Raw genomic sequence first — 15,811 nt, forward strand, 5'->3', positions numbered from 1 at the left:
CGACCCCTGGCCCAAGAAACGCCACCACCGCCGACGTTTTGTGACCCCGGACCACCTGGAACCACTGCACCGCGTGATGGCCCCTGGCGCGGAATTGCGCATCGCCACCGATATCGAAGACTACGTCCGTCAAGCGATGGAAGAAGTCCCTAAGGCCGGTTTCGTCTGGACAGCCGAACGCGCAAGCGACTGGCGTGACCCGTGGTCCGACTGGACGCGGACACGATACGAAGCCAAGGCCATTCGCGAAGACCGCACACCGCATTACATGACCTTCAGGCGCGCCTGACCCTTCCACCGTCGGATTTCGCCTCTTTTACCAAGAAGAAGCCGATAGGGCGGATGGACCCCCCAAGCGTCATACGCTAACACGTGCCGGACGTTTGAGAGGGACAGCTTCATGTCAGGGCACACAATACCAGAACCACTGAGATCCCATAAAGCCAGCCCTTTGAAGGGCGAGGCGCGCGTGCCCGGCGACAAGTCGATTAGCCACCGCTCGTTGATCCTTGGCGCAATGGCGGTCGGAGAGACACGGATCACCGGCCTTCTCGACGGCGAAGACGTATTGCGGACCGCGGACGCCATGCGCGCCTTTGGCGCCGAGGTGATCGAACATGCCCCCGGCAAGTGGACTGTCCACGGTGTCGGCGTTGGCGGGTTCCGCGAACCCCAAGACGTGGTCGATTGCGGCAATGCAGGCACCGGCGTGCGCCTGATCATTGGCGCAATGGCGACGACCCCGATCACAGCGACCTTCACTGGTGATGCGTCCCTACGTTCGCGCCCGATGCGCCGGGTCACCGACCCGATGGCGTTGTTTGGCACGCGGTCCTATGGCCGCACCGGTGGTCGCTTGCCGATGACCGTTGTTGGCGCGGCAAACCCAACCCCTGTGCGTTACAAAACGCCGATGCCGTCGGCTCAGGTCAAATCCGCAGTCCTTCTGGCCGGTCTGAACGCGCCCGGCGAAACCGTGGTTATCGAAGCTGAGGCAACCCGGGATCACAGCGAGCGGATGTTGCGTGGTTTTGGCGCGAACATCCGTGTCGAAGACACCCTCGAAGGCCGCGTGATCACGCTGAAAGGCCACCCGGAACTACAGCCACAAACGATCGACGTGCCTCGCGATCCGTCGTCAGCCGCCTTCCCGGTCTGTGCGGCCTTGATCGTCGAAGGCTCGAACGTTTTGGTTCCAAATATCGGCCTGAACCCAACCCGCGCAGGCCTTTTCGAAACCCTGCGCGACATGGGCGCGGACCTCACATACGAGAATCTCCGCGAAGAAGGTGGCGAGCCTGTCGCCGATCTGCGCGCCCGCTTTTCCCCCGAAATGACCGGCATCGACGTGCCACGCGAGCGCGCGGCATCAATGATCGACGAATACCCGATCCTGTCCGTCGTCGCGGCCTTTGCGACCGGCATAACGTCGATGCACGGCGTCAAAGAACTACGCGTCAAAGAAAGCGACCGGATTGATGCCATGGCCAAGGGCCTGCGCGCCAACGGCGTCAAGGTAGACGAAGGCGAGGATTGGTGGGACGTGATTGGTCTCGGCCCGAATGGCGTCCCGGGTGGCGCGACCGTCGAGGCCCGCCTGGATCACCGCATCGCGATGTCGTTCCTCTGCCTTGGTATGGCGACAACCAAGCCAGTCACCGTCGACGACGCAGCCCCTGTGCGCACATCCTTCCCGGTGTTCGAGCCGTTGATGACCACCCTTGGTGCAAGTTTCGAGCGCGTGAACCAATGACCGCCGGCGGCTGCAACTGCAGCGCTGCCACCTACCGTGTCACCGGCCCTTTGCGCCCGGTCGTGGACTGCCGCTGCCTCCAATGCCGCAAGACCAGCGGCTTCCACGTGGCGGCAACGTCCGACCCGGCAAAACGTGCCTTTTGCAGCACCTGTGGTTCAAATCTGTTCTGGGACGGCGCTGGCTGCACCTCTGTCGATCTTCGCAGGCACACTTGATGCGCCGACAAAACCCACGCTGAAGGGTCACATCATTTGCCCAGACAAAGGGGACTACGTCGAGGTCGCCGACGATCTGCCTCATGGCCGCGCAAGACAATCTCGGTCTGACCACTCAGATCGTCTGTGGCGCGCCCAAATCCGCCAAAATCGGACAGTCTGGCCGACCGTCCCCGGCGCAGGTCGCGACCAAATGCGACAGCGTCGCCTCCATGGCTTTCAGGTCCGCGATCTTCGCAGCGATCTCGTCCAGATGCTTGGAAGCAATCGCCTTCACTTCGGCGCTGGCCCGACTGTCGTCCTCGTACAAAGCCATCAATGCCCGGCAATTCTCGATTGAAAACCCCAAGGCGCGGGCACGGCCAAGAAACCGCAACTTATGTAATTCGGCTTGCGAAAACGCCCGGTAGCCATTTGTGTCGCGCGAAGGCCGCACCAGCCCGATTTCCTCGTAGTATCGGATCGTTTTCGGTGGAAGCGCGGTTTCCTCGGCTGCCTGACCAATATTCATGAGACCTCTCCAAACCGCCTGAGGCGCAGCGCATTCGTCACCACCGCGACACTTGACATGGCCATCGCGCCAGCCGCCAGCATCGGTGACAAAACAAGACCAAACATCGGATACAGGACCCCTGCCGCCACCGGGATCAGCAACACGTTATATCCAAACGCCCATCCCAAATTCTGATGAATATTACGCATCGCCGCGCGGGACAGGCCCAAGGCCCGTACCACCCCAACAGGGTCGCCCGCCATCAAAACCACATCCGCAGTTTCGACTGCCACATCCGTCCCGGTTCCAATCGCAATCCCAACATCTGCCGCCGCCAATGCGGGCGCATCGTTAATGCCATCTCCCACGAAGGCAACCGAGCCGCCCAGGCTCCGTACGATCCGCACCTTGTCTTCTGGCGTTGCGTCGGCTTCGATCATATCAATGCCCAAACGCGCGCCGATGACCTCGGCTGTTGCACGCCTGTCGCCCGATATCATCGCGACTTTCACCCCCATCTCGTGCAACGCCGCGACGGCCTCGACCGCGCCCTCGCGGATCGGATCAGCAACCGCAATCACGCCCGCCAAGGCATCGCCGATGCCCACAAAAAACGCCGTCTTCCCCTCGCCCGCCAACCGGTCCGCATCGGCGGCTAAAGGTCCGACATCCAATCCTTCCCCCTCAAGCATCCCGGCTTTGCCCACCATAACCCGCGTGCCGTCAACCTGCGCCGACACGCCCGCGCCGGTCACGCTCTGAAAGCCGTCGGCCCGTGCAACTGCCCCTGCCGCGCGCAATATGGCCTGCGCGATGGGATGCTCTGATCCAGCCTCGACGGCCCCGGCTGCCGCAAGAACTGCGGCGCGCGTCACCGCGCCATGGGTCACCACATCCGTCACTTCGGGTCGCCCTTCGGTCAGCGTACCAGTCTTGTCAAACGCCACCACATCAACGTCGCGAAGCGCCTGCAATGCGGCCCCTTTTCGAAACAAAATCCCCATCTCGGCCGCACGGCCCGTGCCAACCATGATCGAGGTCGGCGTCGCCAGACCCATCGCGCAAGGGCAGGCAATAATCAGAACCGACACGCCCGCGACCAAGGCCTCTCCAAGTCCCGGCCCAAAGACCAACCACACCAAAACCGTCACCAATGCGATGCCTAAAACTATCGGCACAAAGACACCGGTAACGCGGTCAATCACCGCCTGAACCGGCAGTTTCGCACCCTGCGCGTCCTGAACCATGCGGATGATCCGTGCCAAGACTGTGCCTGCACCCACATCAGTTACGCGAAATTCCAGCATTCCTGCGCCATTCACTGTGCCGCCCGTGATGCGGTCGCCCTCGACCTTCTCAACTGGTACCGGCTCACCAGAAAGCATCGCCTCATCGACAAAGCTTGATCCCCGCACGACGATTCCGTCAACCGGCACCCGGGTGCCGGGACGCACCTGCACAACATCTCCGACCGACACCTCAGCCACGGGCACCTCGACCACTTCGCCGTCGCGCACGACGCGCGCAACGTCCGGCCTTAAACCGACCAAAGCCCGTACCGCCGCTCCCGTGCGGCCTTTTGCGCGCGCTTCCAGCAAGCGTCCAACAAGGATCAGCACAACAATCACACCCGCCGCTTCGAAATAGACGCCCCGCGCGTTGTCCGGCAAAATCCCCGGCAAGAACGTCGCCACAGTTGAGTATAAAAATGCCGCCCCCGTGCCCAAAGCCACCAAGGCGTTCATCTCTGGCGCGCGCCGCAAAAGCGCGGGCAAACCGCGCGCGAAAAATACCCGACCCGGCCCCACAAGAACCGCGCCGATAAGCCCAAACTGCAAAACCCGGCTTGCCTGATGCCCGATGGTCTGACCCACCAGCGCATGCACCCAAGGAATAAAATGCCCCCCCATCTCGATCAAGAACACCGGAAACACCAAAACAGCAGCGATCCAGACCGAGCGCGTCAGCGCGGCAATCTCTGCCGCCTCGCGGTCCTCGACCTCGGAAACCTCAGGCTCTGCACTGATCGGATAGCCCGCGCCGCGTGCCGCTGCCAAAACGGCACCACGATCCGCGTCTCCCGCCATTTCAACCACTGCCGAATGATCGGCCAGGTTGACCCGCGCGTCCAAGACGCCGGGAACTGCCGCGAGGGCCTGCTCAAGCCGCCGCACACAGGACGCACAGCTAAGACCGTCAACCGTGCCGCGCATCGTCTCAATGCGCGCGGGGTAGCCCGCATCAGCCAGGGCCGACACCACTGCGTCAGCCGATCCATCCGCCCCTAACTCAGCCTCAACGATCCCGCTGGCAAGGTTCACCCGCGCCGCCAAAACACCCGGCACAAGGGCCACAGCACGCTCGACGCGCCCCACACAGGACGCGCACGACATACCCTGAACGGGCAGTCTTAAAGACATGGCAACAGACATGAAGGGACTCCAAATACCTCGGACTTCTCTCATATAGGGCTTCCAGTCACTGGAAGGTCAAGGCCTCACCCTTCATCCTTTCAAAAAGACCTCGGGAAAGCACGAGAGGGCAAAGCCCTCTCGTCTCAGGCCTCGATACGATCGCGCATCCGCGCCAGCGCCTCTTCCGCGCGATGACACGCCACTCGCGCACCATCGACATCGCGCAATTCAGGCCGCTCCTGAAGACACAGCGGAATTGCCAAAGGACAGCGCGGATTGAACGCACAGCCCGGGGGCGGATTGATTGGATCCGGAATTTCCCCCTTGGGCGGCACAACCTCGCGCCCAAATCCATCCATCCTCGGCGCGGCAGCCAAAAGCATCTGCGAATAGGGATGCGCGGGTCGTTCAAACAACGTGTCCGGGTCAGCCTCTTCCACCAATCGACCCAGATACAAGACCCCGATCTTGTCGGCCATATGCTGCACCACGGTCAGATCATGACTGATAAACAGATAGGTCAGACCAAATTCGTCCTTCAGATCGCTCATCAGGTTCAAGACCTGCGCTTGCACCGACACGTCCAAAGCGCTTGTCGGCTCGTCGCAAACAATCAGCTTCGGCTCGCTTGCCAACGCCCTCGCAATACAAATCCGCTGCCGCTGACCGCCAGAAAACTCGTGCGGAAACTTGCCCGCATCCTCGGCTGACAATCCGACCTGCTCAAGCAATTTTTCTGACAAACCTGCCGTATCTCCACCGCGAGCCGCGACAGGCTCGGCAATGATATCGCGCACTTTCCAGCGCGGGTTCAACGACGCAAAAGGGTCTTGAAAAATCATCTGAATATCCGAGCGCACAGCATCGATTTTGTCAGCGTCCGTCTCCCGAGACAAATCAACTCCATCAATTTCGACCGATCCCTCCGACGGGTTCAAAAGCCCGACAATCATCTTCCCGATCGTTGACTTACCCGACCCGCTTTCGCCCACCAAGGCATAAACCTCGCGCTCGGGGATCTCGAAGGACACATCAGAAACAGCTGTGAGCATCGCCTTCGGTCTGCGTTCAATCACCCGGTTCAGCCAGGGCTTCGAAACGTCAAAGACACGCGTGAGATTGCGGACAGAAACAAGCGACTTCATTCTGCCGCCTCCGGCTGCTCAACCGGGAACCAGCACGCCGCGCGCCCCTGATCCGCCGCAAGCGTCGGTCCGGGCTCGACCCGACATGCCTCCTGCGCCTTCGGGCAGCGCGGATAAAATGCGCAACCATCCGGTAGATCTCCCAACCGAGGCATCGACCCCGGAATTTGCCGCAAACGCCTTTGGCCCCGCGATGCCAAAGGCGTCGAGCCCATCAAACCCTCAGTGTAAGGGTGCCGCGGCCGCTGCAGGACCTCGCGCACCGCGCCCAGTTCCGCCAGGCGCCCCGCATACATCACCGCCACACGGTCCACAGCTTCGGCTATCACACCCATATCATGCGTCACCAGCATCACTGCCGTCCCGCGCTCGCGACACAGCCGCTTCAGCAGCGCAATAATCTGCGCCTGCACCGAGACATCCAAGGCCGTCGTCGGCTCGTCCGCAATCACCAGCGCAGGCTCGGCACAAAGCGCCAAAGCAATCACAACGCGCTGCCGCATACCCCCCGAAAACTCATGCGGATAACTGTCGATCCGACTGGCAGCGGCTGGAATACCCACTTCGTCCAAGGCGGCAATCGCCCGGTCGCGCGCCTCATCTGCAGTAAGGTCCAGATGCTCCAACATCGTTTCAGTCAATTGGTCGCCGATCCTCAAAAGCGGGTTCAGCGACGTCAGGGGATCCTGAAACACCATGCCGATCTCTTTGCCCCGGATGCGACGCATGTCATCGCGACCAAGATCGTCGATCCGCCGCCCATGCAGCAAAATCTCTCCGCCAGTGATCCGCGCAGGACGATCCAGCAATCCAATGACCGCGTTGCCAGTCATCGACTTGCCCGCACCACTTTCCCCCACGACGCCAAGAATTTCTCCCGGAGCAATGTCGTAAGACACCCGGTCCACAGGTTTCAGAACACCGGTGCGGGTGGGAATTTCGACAACGAGATTGCGGACAGACAAGACCGGTTCGGACAAATGCACGTTCCTTCAGGTTTGTTACGTTATGGGCTGCACTTCCCTTTAAGAGCAAGCAGGATCAGTCCTTTGGTGGCGTGTGTCTAAGGGCGATCCAATGCAGCGCCCAAAGCATGAAAAGTACAATCAAACCAAAGGGGGCTGCTGCAACATGCAGTATCGGCGCCGTCGTACCGTCCGCGAAGATTACGGCCCAGACAACGCATACAAAAAGCCCCACCATTAGGACGCCGGCCGCTATGGCAAATGTGCGCAGCGCGCCCTGCATGCGATGCGCGGCCATAACCTGCATAGAAAGATACAGCACCGGCACAGCGAACACGGCCGCAGAAACGAGCCATGTCACGAGCGCATTCATCACTTCAGACGTGGGTTTAGCGCATCGCGAAGCCAATCGCCCAACAGGTTCACCGCCAGTGCCAAGCTCAGAAGTGTTGCGGCGGGGAAAAGTAAGATCCACCACTCGCCCGAGAACAAGAACCCCTGCCCGATCCGGATCAGCGTGCCAAGTGACGGCTGCGTCGGGGGCGCGCCCACACCCAGAAACGACAGCGTCGCCTCGGCAATGATCGCAAGCGCCAGCGAGATCGTCGCAATGACCAGAACCGGCGAGAGCACATTTGGCAGGATATGCCGCATCATAATCGCAGGCGGCGTGCGCCCGATAAGGCGCGCAGCCTGCACATATTCTTTGTTGCGCTCGACCAAAGTGGCACCGCGCACAACACGCGCAAATTGCACCCAATCGGACAGGCCAATCGCCACGATCAACACCCAGATCGCCATCTGATCGCGGTATTCGACCGGCGTGACACCCTTGGCGACCCCAAAAATCAGCATCGCCACAAGGATCGACGGAAACGTCAGCTGCACATCTGCAACCCGCATGATAATGGCTTCGGTCCACCCTCCAACATAGCCCGCGATCAGCCCAAGCGTGACGCCAAGGATCAGCGCAAATGATACCGCCGCAATGCCCACAAAAAGCGAAATACGCATCCCATATAGGATAGTCGAAAACACATCGCGGCCCTGATCATCGGTCCCTAAAAAGAACTCGTCGCCGGTAAACGCATTTGGAACGCCAGGCGCCGAAAATCCATTCATCAGGTTCAGGCTGGCCGGATCAAACGGATTGTGTGGCGCAATCAGCGGTGCAAAAAACGCGCTTAACACCAGCACCATTGTGACGGCGAAACTAACCATCGCGACCGGGGACCGGCGAAACTTCCAATAGAAGTCGCTCTCGCGAAACCGCGCCCAGCGCCCCAATTCCGCGACTTTCGCAGCTTCTATAATATCTACGTCCGCCATCAGTGTCCCCCCGCCCGATCCGCCCGAAGCCGCGGATCCACCCAGAAATACAACAGATCAACGATAAGGTTGATGCCAACAAACATCACCGAAATCAGCATCAGATAAGCCGCCATCACAGGGATATCGACGAACTGGATTGCATTGATGAACAACAATCCAACGCCTGGCCACTGGAACACCGTCTCGGTGATGATCGCAAAGGCGATAATCGCACCCAATTGCAGGCCCGTAACAGTGATCACCGGCACCAGCGTATTCTTCAGCGCGTGACGGAAATTCACCGACCGCTCTTTCAATCCGCGCGCCCGCGCGAACCGGATATAATCCTGCCGCAAGACCTCAAGCATCTCGGATCGCACAAGGCGCATGATCAAAGTCATCTGATACAAGCCCAGCGTGATCGACGGCAAAATAAGCGCCTTCAACCCACTTGCCGTCAGGAACCCGGTGGTCCACCAGCCAAGGTCAACGACCTCGCCCCTTCCAAAGCTTGGCAGCCAGTCTAATTCAACGGAAAACAAGTAAATCAATAGGATACCAATCAAGAACGTCGGTAAGCTGACCCCGATCAACGATACCGACATGATCACATTCGACGTCCAGCCATCTCGCCTGATGGCGGTAAAAACGCCCAAAGCAATCCCAATCGAAATCGCCAGAAACCCCGATACCGCCGCCAGTTCCAACGTCGCAGGCGCGCGTTCTTTGATGATCAGCGAGACAGGTCGTCCCTGCCGGTAACTCACCCCGAAATTGCCCTGCACTGCGCCGCCAAGAAACTTGTAATACTGAACCACAAACGGCTGATCGAGCCCAAGTTCGATCCGGAGCCGGTCGATGTCGGCTTGCGTTCTCTCCTGTCCCAGCATGTTGTCAATCGGATCGCCGACAAAGCGAAACATGGAAAAGGCGACAAGTCCGACCACAAGAAGGACAAGGATCGACTGCGCGACGCGACGGATGATATATGCCAGCATGACGCGCAGTATTTTACCTTTGCGACCTCACGGTCAAGATCGCGCAAGCGTGCTTTGCGCCGTTACGACACCTTTTGTTAGGCTGGGGATGAAAAACAACTCCGGAGCCTGCACATGATCCGCATCGCCTTTGCCTTTGCGCTTTGCCTTCTCGCCGCTCCGATGCAGGCGCAGGACGCGTCCAAGAACATGACGTCGGGACGCGTGCTCGACATTCTACTCGCGCTTGATCCTGATACACGCCCCGCGGGCAGTGGCCTTGAACTGACGATCGAGGACGTTCCAGTCCTTGTCATTCTTGATACGCGCGCCGACCGGATGCGGGCGATGGTCCCGATCCGCGCAATTGACGGCATGAGCGAAGAAGATCTGCGCCGCGTCATGCAAGCCAACTTCGATACCGCGCTTGATGCGCGCTACGCGGTGGCAAACGGCCGGCTCTGGGGCGTCTACATCCACCCCTTGTCCCCGCTCAGACGCGACCAGCTTATCTCGGGGCTTGGCCAGACCGTAAACCTTGCGCTGACCTACGGCGGGTTGTTCACCGGCGGAGCGCTCAGCTTTGGTGGCGGCGACAGCGTGCCCTTACAACGAGAGTTGATCGACCGGCTCTTGGAAAAGGGGCAGGATATCTGACGTTGGCGAAGCGTTCGATACAGTCGATTGACAGCCCACGACAGCAACATCCAAACGGCCACCGCCGCCAAAATCCCACCGAACATTGGGTTTGGCTTTTGCACGCTTTCGGGCGTTCAGGAATATTCGGAAATCTTGTTGCCTATCAGGGCCCACGCCAGGAATGTGATCAGATTATTGAATGTAAGCACAGTGGTAATCAGCACACCTGCAGCCAGTGTTCCCTTATCCGATTGGTCCAGAAACTGCGTGAACATCAAGACGATGATGACCTAGGCTTTCGGGTTCAGGATTAACAGAAAGACGCAAGCCAAAGCACCTTGAGAGCCCCTGCTATCTTCAGCCCAACAAAAACTTGCGCAAACCTGTCCAAAGCAGCGAAGAAGCCGACTCCCATAGCGACCGTCACGATCCACGTCGCAAGGTGATAGCCAATGTTGGCCGGTATGGTGGCCCTCAACCCAAATCGCGCACTATTTGCAGCAAGAAAGACGTTGCACGGACCCTAGGCGAGCGGGAAGAGAAAAAGAACAAGTCCAATCGAGGTCTCAAAAACCTTGAAATCCGTCTGTGCAGAGCGCGACTGAAACCATATTTTCAGGGTTCAGATCGACCCTGAGCCTGCTGAATAGACTTTGCCTGGCAAGAAGAGTGGCAGGTTTGGATTTGACACCTGATCAAAACGCGCCGCCGCAAGGGCAACGCGCGCAAGAAAGCGATGATCTCATCGCCCTCGCCAATCACGGCGCCTCTTTATACATCATTCTTACTCCCGTTTGAGATCTTTACTTCAAAATACATCTTGAACATCGTTCATATATTGGCTATCAGTTATTTGAACAACGTTCAAGGAATGCACGTCGTGACCCATGTGATCAATACCAACCAACTCCTCGCCGAGGGCCTTCTGACCCAGACGCAGGCTACAGAAATCGCCCGCCGCTCTCGCGACACGATGCTCGCGCTCGTCGTTAATATCGTCCTGACCGGGGGCATCATCGCGGCCTCGCTCGGCTTTGTCTTCTGGATCGCCGATGCTCTTGGCGTCGCGCTTCTTGGCGCTGCGTTCCTCGCCGCTGGCGTTGCCATTCTGCTCAAAACCGACGCGCTGTATCGCCTTTTGGGCCATGCAGGTACGCTGATCGGCGCGGGCATGCTCTGTGTCGGCGGGACGATCGAACTGCTCGACAAATACCCAGACAGCGCTGATTTTGTCCTGATCCCGCTTGGTGTCGCGGTCGCCACCGCAGCCGCATGGGCCTTCCGCAAAGCCCCGAAAGCCTTGCGCTTCACGACGGGGTCGGTCGTTTTGGCCGGTGTAGGTCTGCATCTTATCGGCCTTGGCGTCGCACTCGACACCATGCCCGGCGCACCCATCGCGATGTTCTACCTCTACGCGGCCGCGCTCATTGCCGCCGCTGGTACATTCGTGAACGTGCGCGCCGTCACCGCCCTTGCCATCGCGCCCTTCGCACAAGTGTTCGACACCGGCACCGCTTACTTCCACGCGGCCTATGCGTTCTATTCGCCTGAACCGACGTTTACGATCCTGCAAATGGGCGCGCTGATTGCCATCACCGCATGGGCGATACCCCGCACCCCCGACCGCATTGGACGCCACGCGGGCATCCTTGCGATCATGGCCGCCGTCGTCGGCAACCTAGCCTTCCTTGTCGCATCCCTTTGGGGCGACGAGATCGGCACCAGCTTCTATCGCGCCGACGCCCCGAACTATTCCGACTTCACCGACTGGAGCGCATACCGGGCAGCACTCACCCTTTGGGAAGCAGAGTTCATCCAAATCTCCGAACACGTATTCTCGGCTATCTGGGCCGCTCTTCTGATCGTTGGCGCTTGGCTTGCCGCCGCCACCCACCGGCGCGGGCATTTTAACGCCTCGGTCACGTTTCTTGGCATCCACGCCTACACCCAGGTGTTCGAAAGCTTCTCTGACGAACCAATGGTCTATGCCCTCGGAGGCCTCGCCGCGATCCCGGCTGCATGGGGGCTGTGGCGATTGAACCAGAAGATGTTCACCCAGCCACAGCCGGTCTGAATTGCCCGAAATAACGACATAAAAGGGCTCTTCGAAGTCCTTTTGTGTCGCCAAGAGCGCGGACGTGTCTTGACCGACGCCGGTCGCGACCTTGCTTTGCCCCTGCGCGAAGCTTTTGCGCTTATCGCCCCGGACATCGACGGCGCTCACACCGCGAGGCCACCCGCGGCGTGAGCATGTCCACCCCACACTCTTTCGTCGATCCCGTCATCCTGTCAAACCTCAAAGAGGTTCTGGACCAAGCACCCAAACCTGCAAGTGTCGTTTTCGTCGGACGGCAATCACGACCCGGTCGATCTCGACAATTTGGAAATTTCTATTCGTGGAAGTATCAACGCGGAGATCCCCGGCAAATGGGCGAAAAATCAAACGCTGCCCCTGATTTCATCACGCATCATCATATGCGCCGCGCCCTCAGACCAAGCCATCCGCACGGAAAATCTCGGCCAGGTTCGCCTCGGGCCGCGCGCCAATATGGCTGATCACCTCAGACGCCGCCGCACAGCCCATTCGGCCACACAGTTCCAACGGGTGCCCTTGCGAATGGCCCCACAAAAACGCGCCCGCAAAAGCATCTCCGGCACCGGTTGCGTCCTGAATATCGACAGGTTTCGCAGGCGCATGCCACCGCTGGCCGCCAGCCAGAATATGCGCGCCCTTCGCACCTTCCGTACAGGCCACAATCCCCACTTCCGAAGCCGCAGCCGACAATGCAGCTTCGAAGTCATCAGTCTGATACATCGAACAAATCTCGTCCCGGTTCGCAAACAGCAGATCAACATGATCCCGGATCATCGCGCGAAACGCGTCGCGATGGCGTTCCACACAAAACGGATCAGAAAGCGTCAATGAAACGGTTCCGCCTGCACCCTCGGTTGCCTCAATCGCCTTGGCAAACGCCGCGTGGCTTTCCGGCCCGTCGAAGCGATAGCCCTCAAGGTAGATCATTGCCGCGTCCGCCATTTGCACGGGATCAATGTCATCGGGCGTCAGAAATTCAGTCACGCCCAGATAAGTGTTCATCGAACGCTCGCCGTCCGGAGTAACCAACACAATGCAGCGCCCCGTCTCGTCGGCCGCGTCCTTGTCCGCAAAGACGGTTCCGTAAACCGCCCCCTGAGCGCGCAAATCGTGGGCGAAAATCGCCCCCAGCTGATCGTCCTTCACCTTGCCCACATAGGCCGTTTGGCCGCCCAAAGACGCCACAACCGCAATCGTATTCGCCGCCGACCCACCCGAGACCTCGCGTGCAGGACCAACCCGCCCATACAGATCCACCGCGCGGTCCATATCAATGAGTTGCATGATACCTTTTTCGACACCGGCTTCGCCCAGGAAATCATCCTCGCAGCGCGCAAGCACGTCGACCATCGCATTGCCGATGCCCACAACGTCAAATCGCTTTGTCATTCCGTCTTGTCCTCAAATTCACAGAGATCGCGTATCAGACACGCGTTACATTTTGGTTTCCGCGCAACACAGGTGTAGCGCCCGTGCAGGATCATCCAGTGATGCGCATGATGTTGAAATTCCGCTGGAATATGATCCTCGATCGCACGCTCGACCGCATCGACATCCTTGCCCGGCGCAATACCAGATCGATTTCCCAGCCTGAATATATGCGTATCGACTGCTTGCGCAGGAAGCCCAAACCACATGTTCAGCACGACATTCGCGGTCTTGCGCCCCACACCGGGAAGCGACTGCAGCGCCGCGCGGCTTGAAGGTACCTGACTGTCAAATTCATCGACCAGCTTTTGCGACAGCTTGATCACGTTCTTTGCCTTGTTACGAAACAAACCTATCGTCTTGATGTGTTCGATGACCGCAGCCTCGCCCAGCGCCAGCATCTTTTCCGGCGTATCCGCAACCGCAAACAGCCCCCGCGTCGCCTTGTTGACACCCGCATCCGTCGCCTGCGCGCTCAAAGCAACCGCGACCACCAGCGTATAGGCGTTCACATGGTGCAATTCGCCCTTCGGTTCGGCCTCAGCCTCTTGAAAGCGCGAGAAGATCTCATGGATCACCGAATAGGAAAGTTGCTTGGCCATAGAAGGCACTTTTGGCGGATCGCGCGCGGTGCGGCAAGTCGATACTATGCGCCGGTTTCAGCGCGGTTCTCGCCCTTAAAGCCATTTCGAATACCTAAATACCGCGTAGAGAGCTGCGCCGACCACCACGGACCCAACCGTGACGGTCCAAAACCCCAGATCAGACTCCACCCCCGGCATTCCGCCCACGTTGATGCCAAAAAGCCCGGTCACAAAGCCAAGCGGCAAGAAGATCGCCGCGACAATCGACAGCACGTAGCTGTTGCGGCCCAGCGCGGTTGCATGAAGAATGTCCAGATGATCCTGCGTCGCCGACAGGCGTTCGTGGGTCGCCTCAAGCGATTCAAGCGACCGCTTGGTTTTGTTCGCCGTTTCACGCAATAAAACCGAAGCCGCATCATTGCCAAGCCAGTCCCGGTTCGCGGCCAACTCGATCAACGCTTCTTTCTGAGGGCGAATAAATCTCCGTAGCTTTATCACGCTTTTTCGGCACTGCGCGACGCGCCCACCCATATCCTGCCCACCAGCAAAGGCTTCTTCTTCGATTGCATCCGACTCGTCTTCCAACTCGATCGTGACCTCTTCGATCCGCTTGGTCAGGCCATAGGTTAGAGCCGCCAGAAACATGCCAACGGACTTCGGAGCGATCCCAATGTCCATCTCCTCACGGATCGCATCAACCGCCCAGACCTTGCGCATCCGCGCGCTGACAATCAGACACTTCGTCACCCACAGCCGCAGCGACACCATATCGTCCACGTCCGAGGCCGGGTTAAGGTTCACACCACGCAAATTCAAAATCAGCCCACCGTCCAGAAAATCACTTCTCGGGCGGGTTTCGGACTGTCGCAATGCCGTGGATGCGGTTTCAGGAAGAAATTCTCGTGTCCAGGCGTCCAGCCCCTTGTCAGCCAGATCGAAGTGCAACCAACGATAAGACATTCCGTCACCGGTAGTTGCTGACGGCCACGGTTCTCTGATCGGAACCACCGTGCCATCCTGTCCGATATCAAACGCGCAAATCGGATGCACCGATTTTTCTGCCATTGTCCCTGCTCCATTGTCCTGCTGCTTCAAAAGCCCGCGAACCCGCGACGGCACTTTGGGCACCCAGATACCTCTGTCCCGATGGTAAGCATTCCGAAACCGATCACCACACCTGCAACCACAGGGCACGAATTCAGATCCCGAACGCTGCGATCCGGCCACGATGATGCGCTCCCCAAAGACATCAGCTCACACCTGTCTTGCACCGCACAAGACGTTTTCCCGCAATATCCGGGTCGCGCCGACCGCCGCCTTGGCCTACCTTCAAGACATGCCCAAGGATAATCTCATGACCGATCAAGAAACCGGCTACCACTATCAACTGATGCGACGCGCCATCGAACTTATCGATGACGGTGCCCGCGATCTATCGCTCCATGACATCGCCACCGAAATGCACATGTCGCCCGCGCACTTCCAGCGTATCTTTTCGCGCTGGGCAGGCGTATCGCCCAAACGCTACCAGCAATGGCTCAAGCTCGATCACGCGCGTGATCTTCTCGCCAACCGCCACACCACGCTTGAAACCGCAGATGCCGTCGGCCTGTCAGGATCCGGGCGTCTGCACGACCTGTTCCTGCGCTGGGAGGCCATGTCCCCCGGCGACTTCGCCAAAGCCGGTGCGGGCCTTGAGATCCTCTGGGGCTGGTTTGAAAGCCCCTTTGGTCCCGCCCTGATCATGGGCACTGAAAAAGGCATCTGCGGTATTGGTTTTTCCGCCGAA

Annotated in this window: 15 protein-coding genes; 5 read left to right on the forward strand and 10 right to left on the reverse strand. The window is 59.2% G+C overall.

Annotation, left to right across the window (positions count from 1 at the left end):
• Both trmB and aroA read left to right on the forward strand, forming a co-directional pair.
• Window positions 1-289 (forward strand): tRNA (guanine(46)-N(7))-methyltransferase TrmB (gene trmB / locus AC221Y_RS10185; protein ID WP_486707283.1); only part of this gene is annotated, 289 nt, incomplete at its 5' end.
• A 111-nt stretch (window positions 290-400) separates the two neighbouring features.
• The gene (gene aroA / locus AC221Y_RS10190) at window positions 401-1,753 is read left to right on the forward strand and encodes a 3-phosphoshikimate 1-carboxyvinyltransferase (RefSeq protein ID WP_299757842.1); all 1,353 of its coding nucleotides are present in this window, start codon (window positions 401-403) and stop codon (window positions 1,751-1,753) included.
• A gap of 333 nt (window positions 1,754-2,086) precedes the next feature.
• Here aroA and cueR read toward each other — a convergent pair whose 3' ends face one another.
• From cueR to AC221Y_RS10225, 7 genes are all read right to left on the reverse strand, one after another.
• Complete coding sequence (gene cueR, locus AC221Y_RS10195) at window positions 2,087-2,482, reverse strand: Cu(I)-responsive transcriptional regulator (protein ID WP_299757839.1); 396 nt, start codon at window positions 2,480-2,482, stop codon at window positions 2,087-2,089.
• The gene (locus AC221Y_RS10200) at window positions 2,479-4,896 is read right to left on the reverse strand and encodes a heavy metal translocating P-type ATPase (protein WP_486707284.1); all 2,418 of its coding nucleotides are present in this window, start codon (window positions 4,894-4,896) and stop codon (window positions 2,479-2,481) included. Before AC221Y_RS10200 ends, cueR begins: the two co-directional genes overlap by 4 nt.
• A 125-nt stretch (window positions 4,897-5,021) precedes the next feature.
• Window positions 5,022-6,023: an ABC transporter ATP-binding protein gene (locus AC221Y_RS10205; protein ID WP_299751995.1), complete on the reverse strand. Its 1,002-nt coding sequence runs from the start codon at window positions 6,021-6,023 to the stop codon at window positions 5,022-5,024.
• Window positions 6,020-7,003, reverse strand: a complete 984-nt coding sequence (locus AC221Y_RS10210) for an ABC transporter ATP-binding protein (RefSeq protein ID WP_299751998.1) — start codon at window positions 7,001-7,003, stop codon at window positions 6,020-6,022. Before AC221Y_RS10210 ends, AC221Y_RS10205 begins: the two co-directional genes overlap by 4 nt.
• 61 nt (window positions 7,004-7,064) lie before the next feature.
• Window positions 7,065-7,349, reverse strand: a complete 285-nt coding sequence (locus AC221Y_RS10215) for a hypothetical protein (protein WP_299752001.1) — start codon at window positions 7,347-7,349, stop codon at window positions 7,065-7,067.
• Between the two features lie 11 nt (window positions 7,350-7,360).
• A complete protein-coding gene (locus AC221Y_RS10220; protein ID WP_299752004.1) occupies window positions 7,361-8,317 on the reverse strand; it encodes an ABC transporter permease in 957 nt (318 codons plus the stop codon).
• Window positions 8,317-9,297, reverse strand: coding sequence for an ABC transporter permease (locus AC221Y_RS10225; RefSeq protein WP_299752007.1), 981 nt, complete (start codon window positions 9,295-9,297; stop codon window positions 8,317-8,319). Before AC221Y_RS10225 ends, AC221Y_RS10220 begins: the two co-directional genes overlap by 1 nt.
• Before the next feature lie 114 nt (window positions 9,298-9,411).
• Between AC221Y_RS10225 and AC221Y_RS10230 the strand changes: the two genes are divergently transcribed.
• Window positions 9,412-9,933, forward strand: coding sequence for a hypothetical protein (locus AC221Y_RS10230; RefSeq protein ID WP_299752010.1), 522 nt, complete (start codon window positions 9,412-9,414; stop codon window positions 9,931-9,933).
• A gap of 862 nt (window positions 9,934-10,795) precedes the next feature.
• Entirely contained in the window at window positions 10,796-11,989 is a 1,194-nt protein-coding gene (locus tag AC221Y_RS10235) for a hypothetical protein (protein WP_299752616.1), read from the forward strand.
• 414 nt (window positions 11,990-12,403) lie between these two features.
• Here AC221Y_RS10235 and AC221Y_RS10240 read toward each other — a convergent pair whose 3' ends face one another.
• From AC221Y_RS10240 to AC221Y_RS10250, 3 genes are all read right to left on the reverse strand, one after another.
• A complete protein-coding gene (locus AC221Y_RS10240; RefSeq protein WP_299752613.1) occupies window positions 12,404-13,399 on the reverse strand; it encodes an adenosine kinase in 996 nt (331 codons plus the stop codon).
• Window positions 13,396-14,040 carry an endonuclease III gene (gene nth, locus AC221Y_RS10245; protein ID WP_299752610.1) on the reverse strand — a complete coding sequence of 215 codons (645 nt, stop codon included), beginning with the start codon at window positions 14,038-14,040 and terminating at the stop codon, window positions 13,396-13,398. Before nth ends, AC221Y_RS10240 begins: the two co-directional genes overlap by 4 nt.
• Window positions 14,041-14,115: 75 nt before the next feature.
• A complete protein-coding gene (locus AC221Y_RS10250; RefSeq protein ID WP_299752607.1) occupies window positions 14,116-15,087 on the reverse strand; it encodes a zinc transporter ZntB in 972 nt (323 codons plus the stop codon).
• 289 nt (window positions 15,088-15,376) lie between these two features.
• Here AC221Y_RS10250 and AC221Y_RS10255 point away from each other — a divergent pair.
• Window positions 15,377-15,811 (forward strand): helix-turn-helix domain-containing protein (locus AC221Y_RS10255; RefSeq protein WP_486707285.1); only part of this gene is annotated, 435 nt, incomplete at its 3' end.

The sequence above is a fragment of the Boseongicola sp. genome (assembly GCF_057460485.1).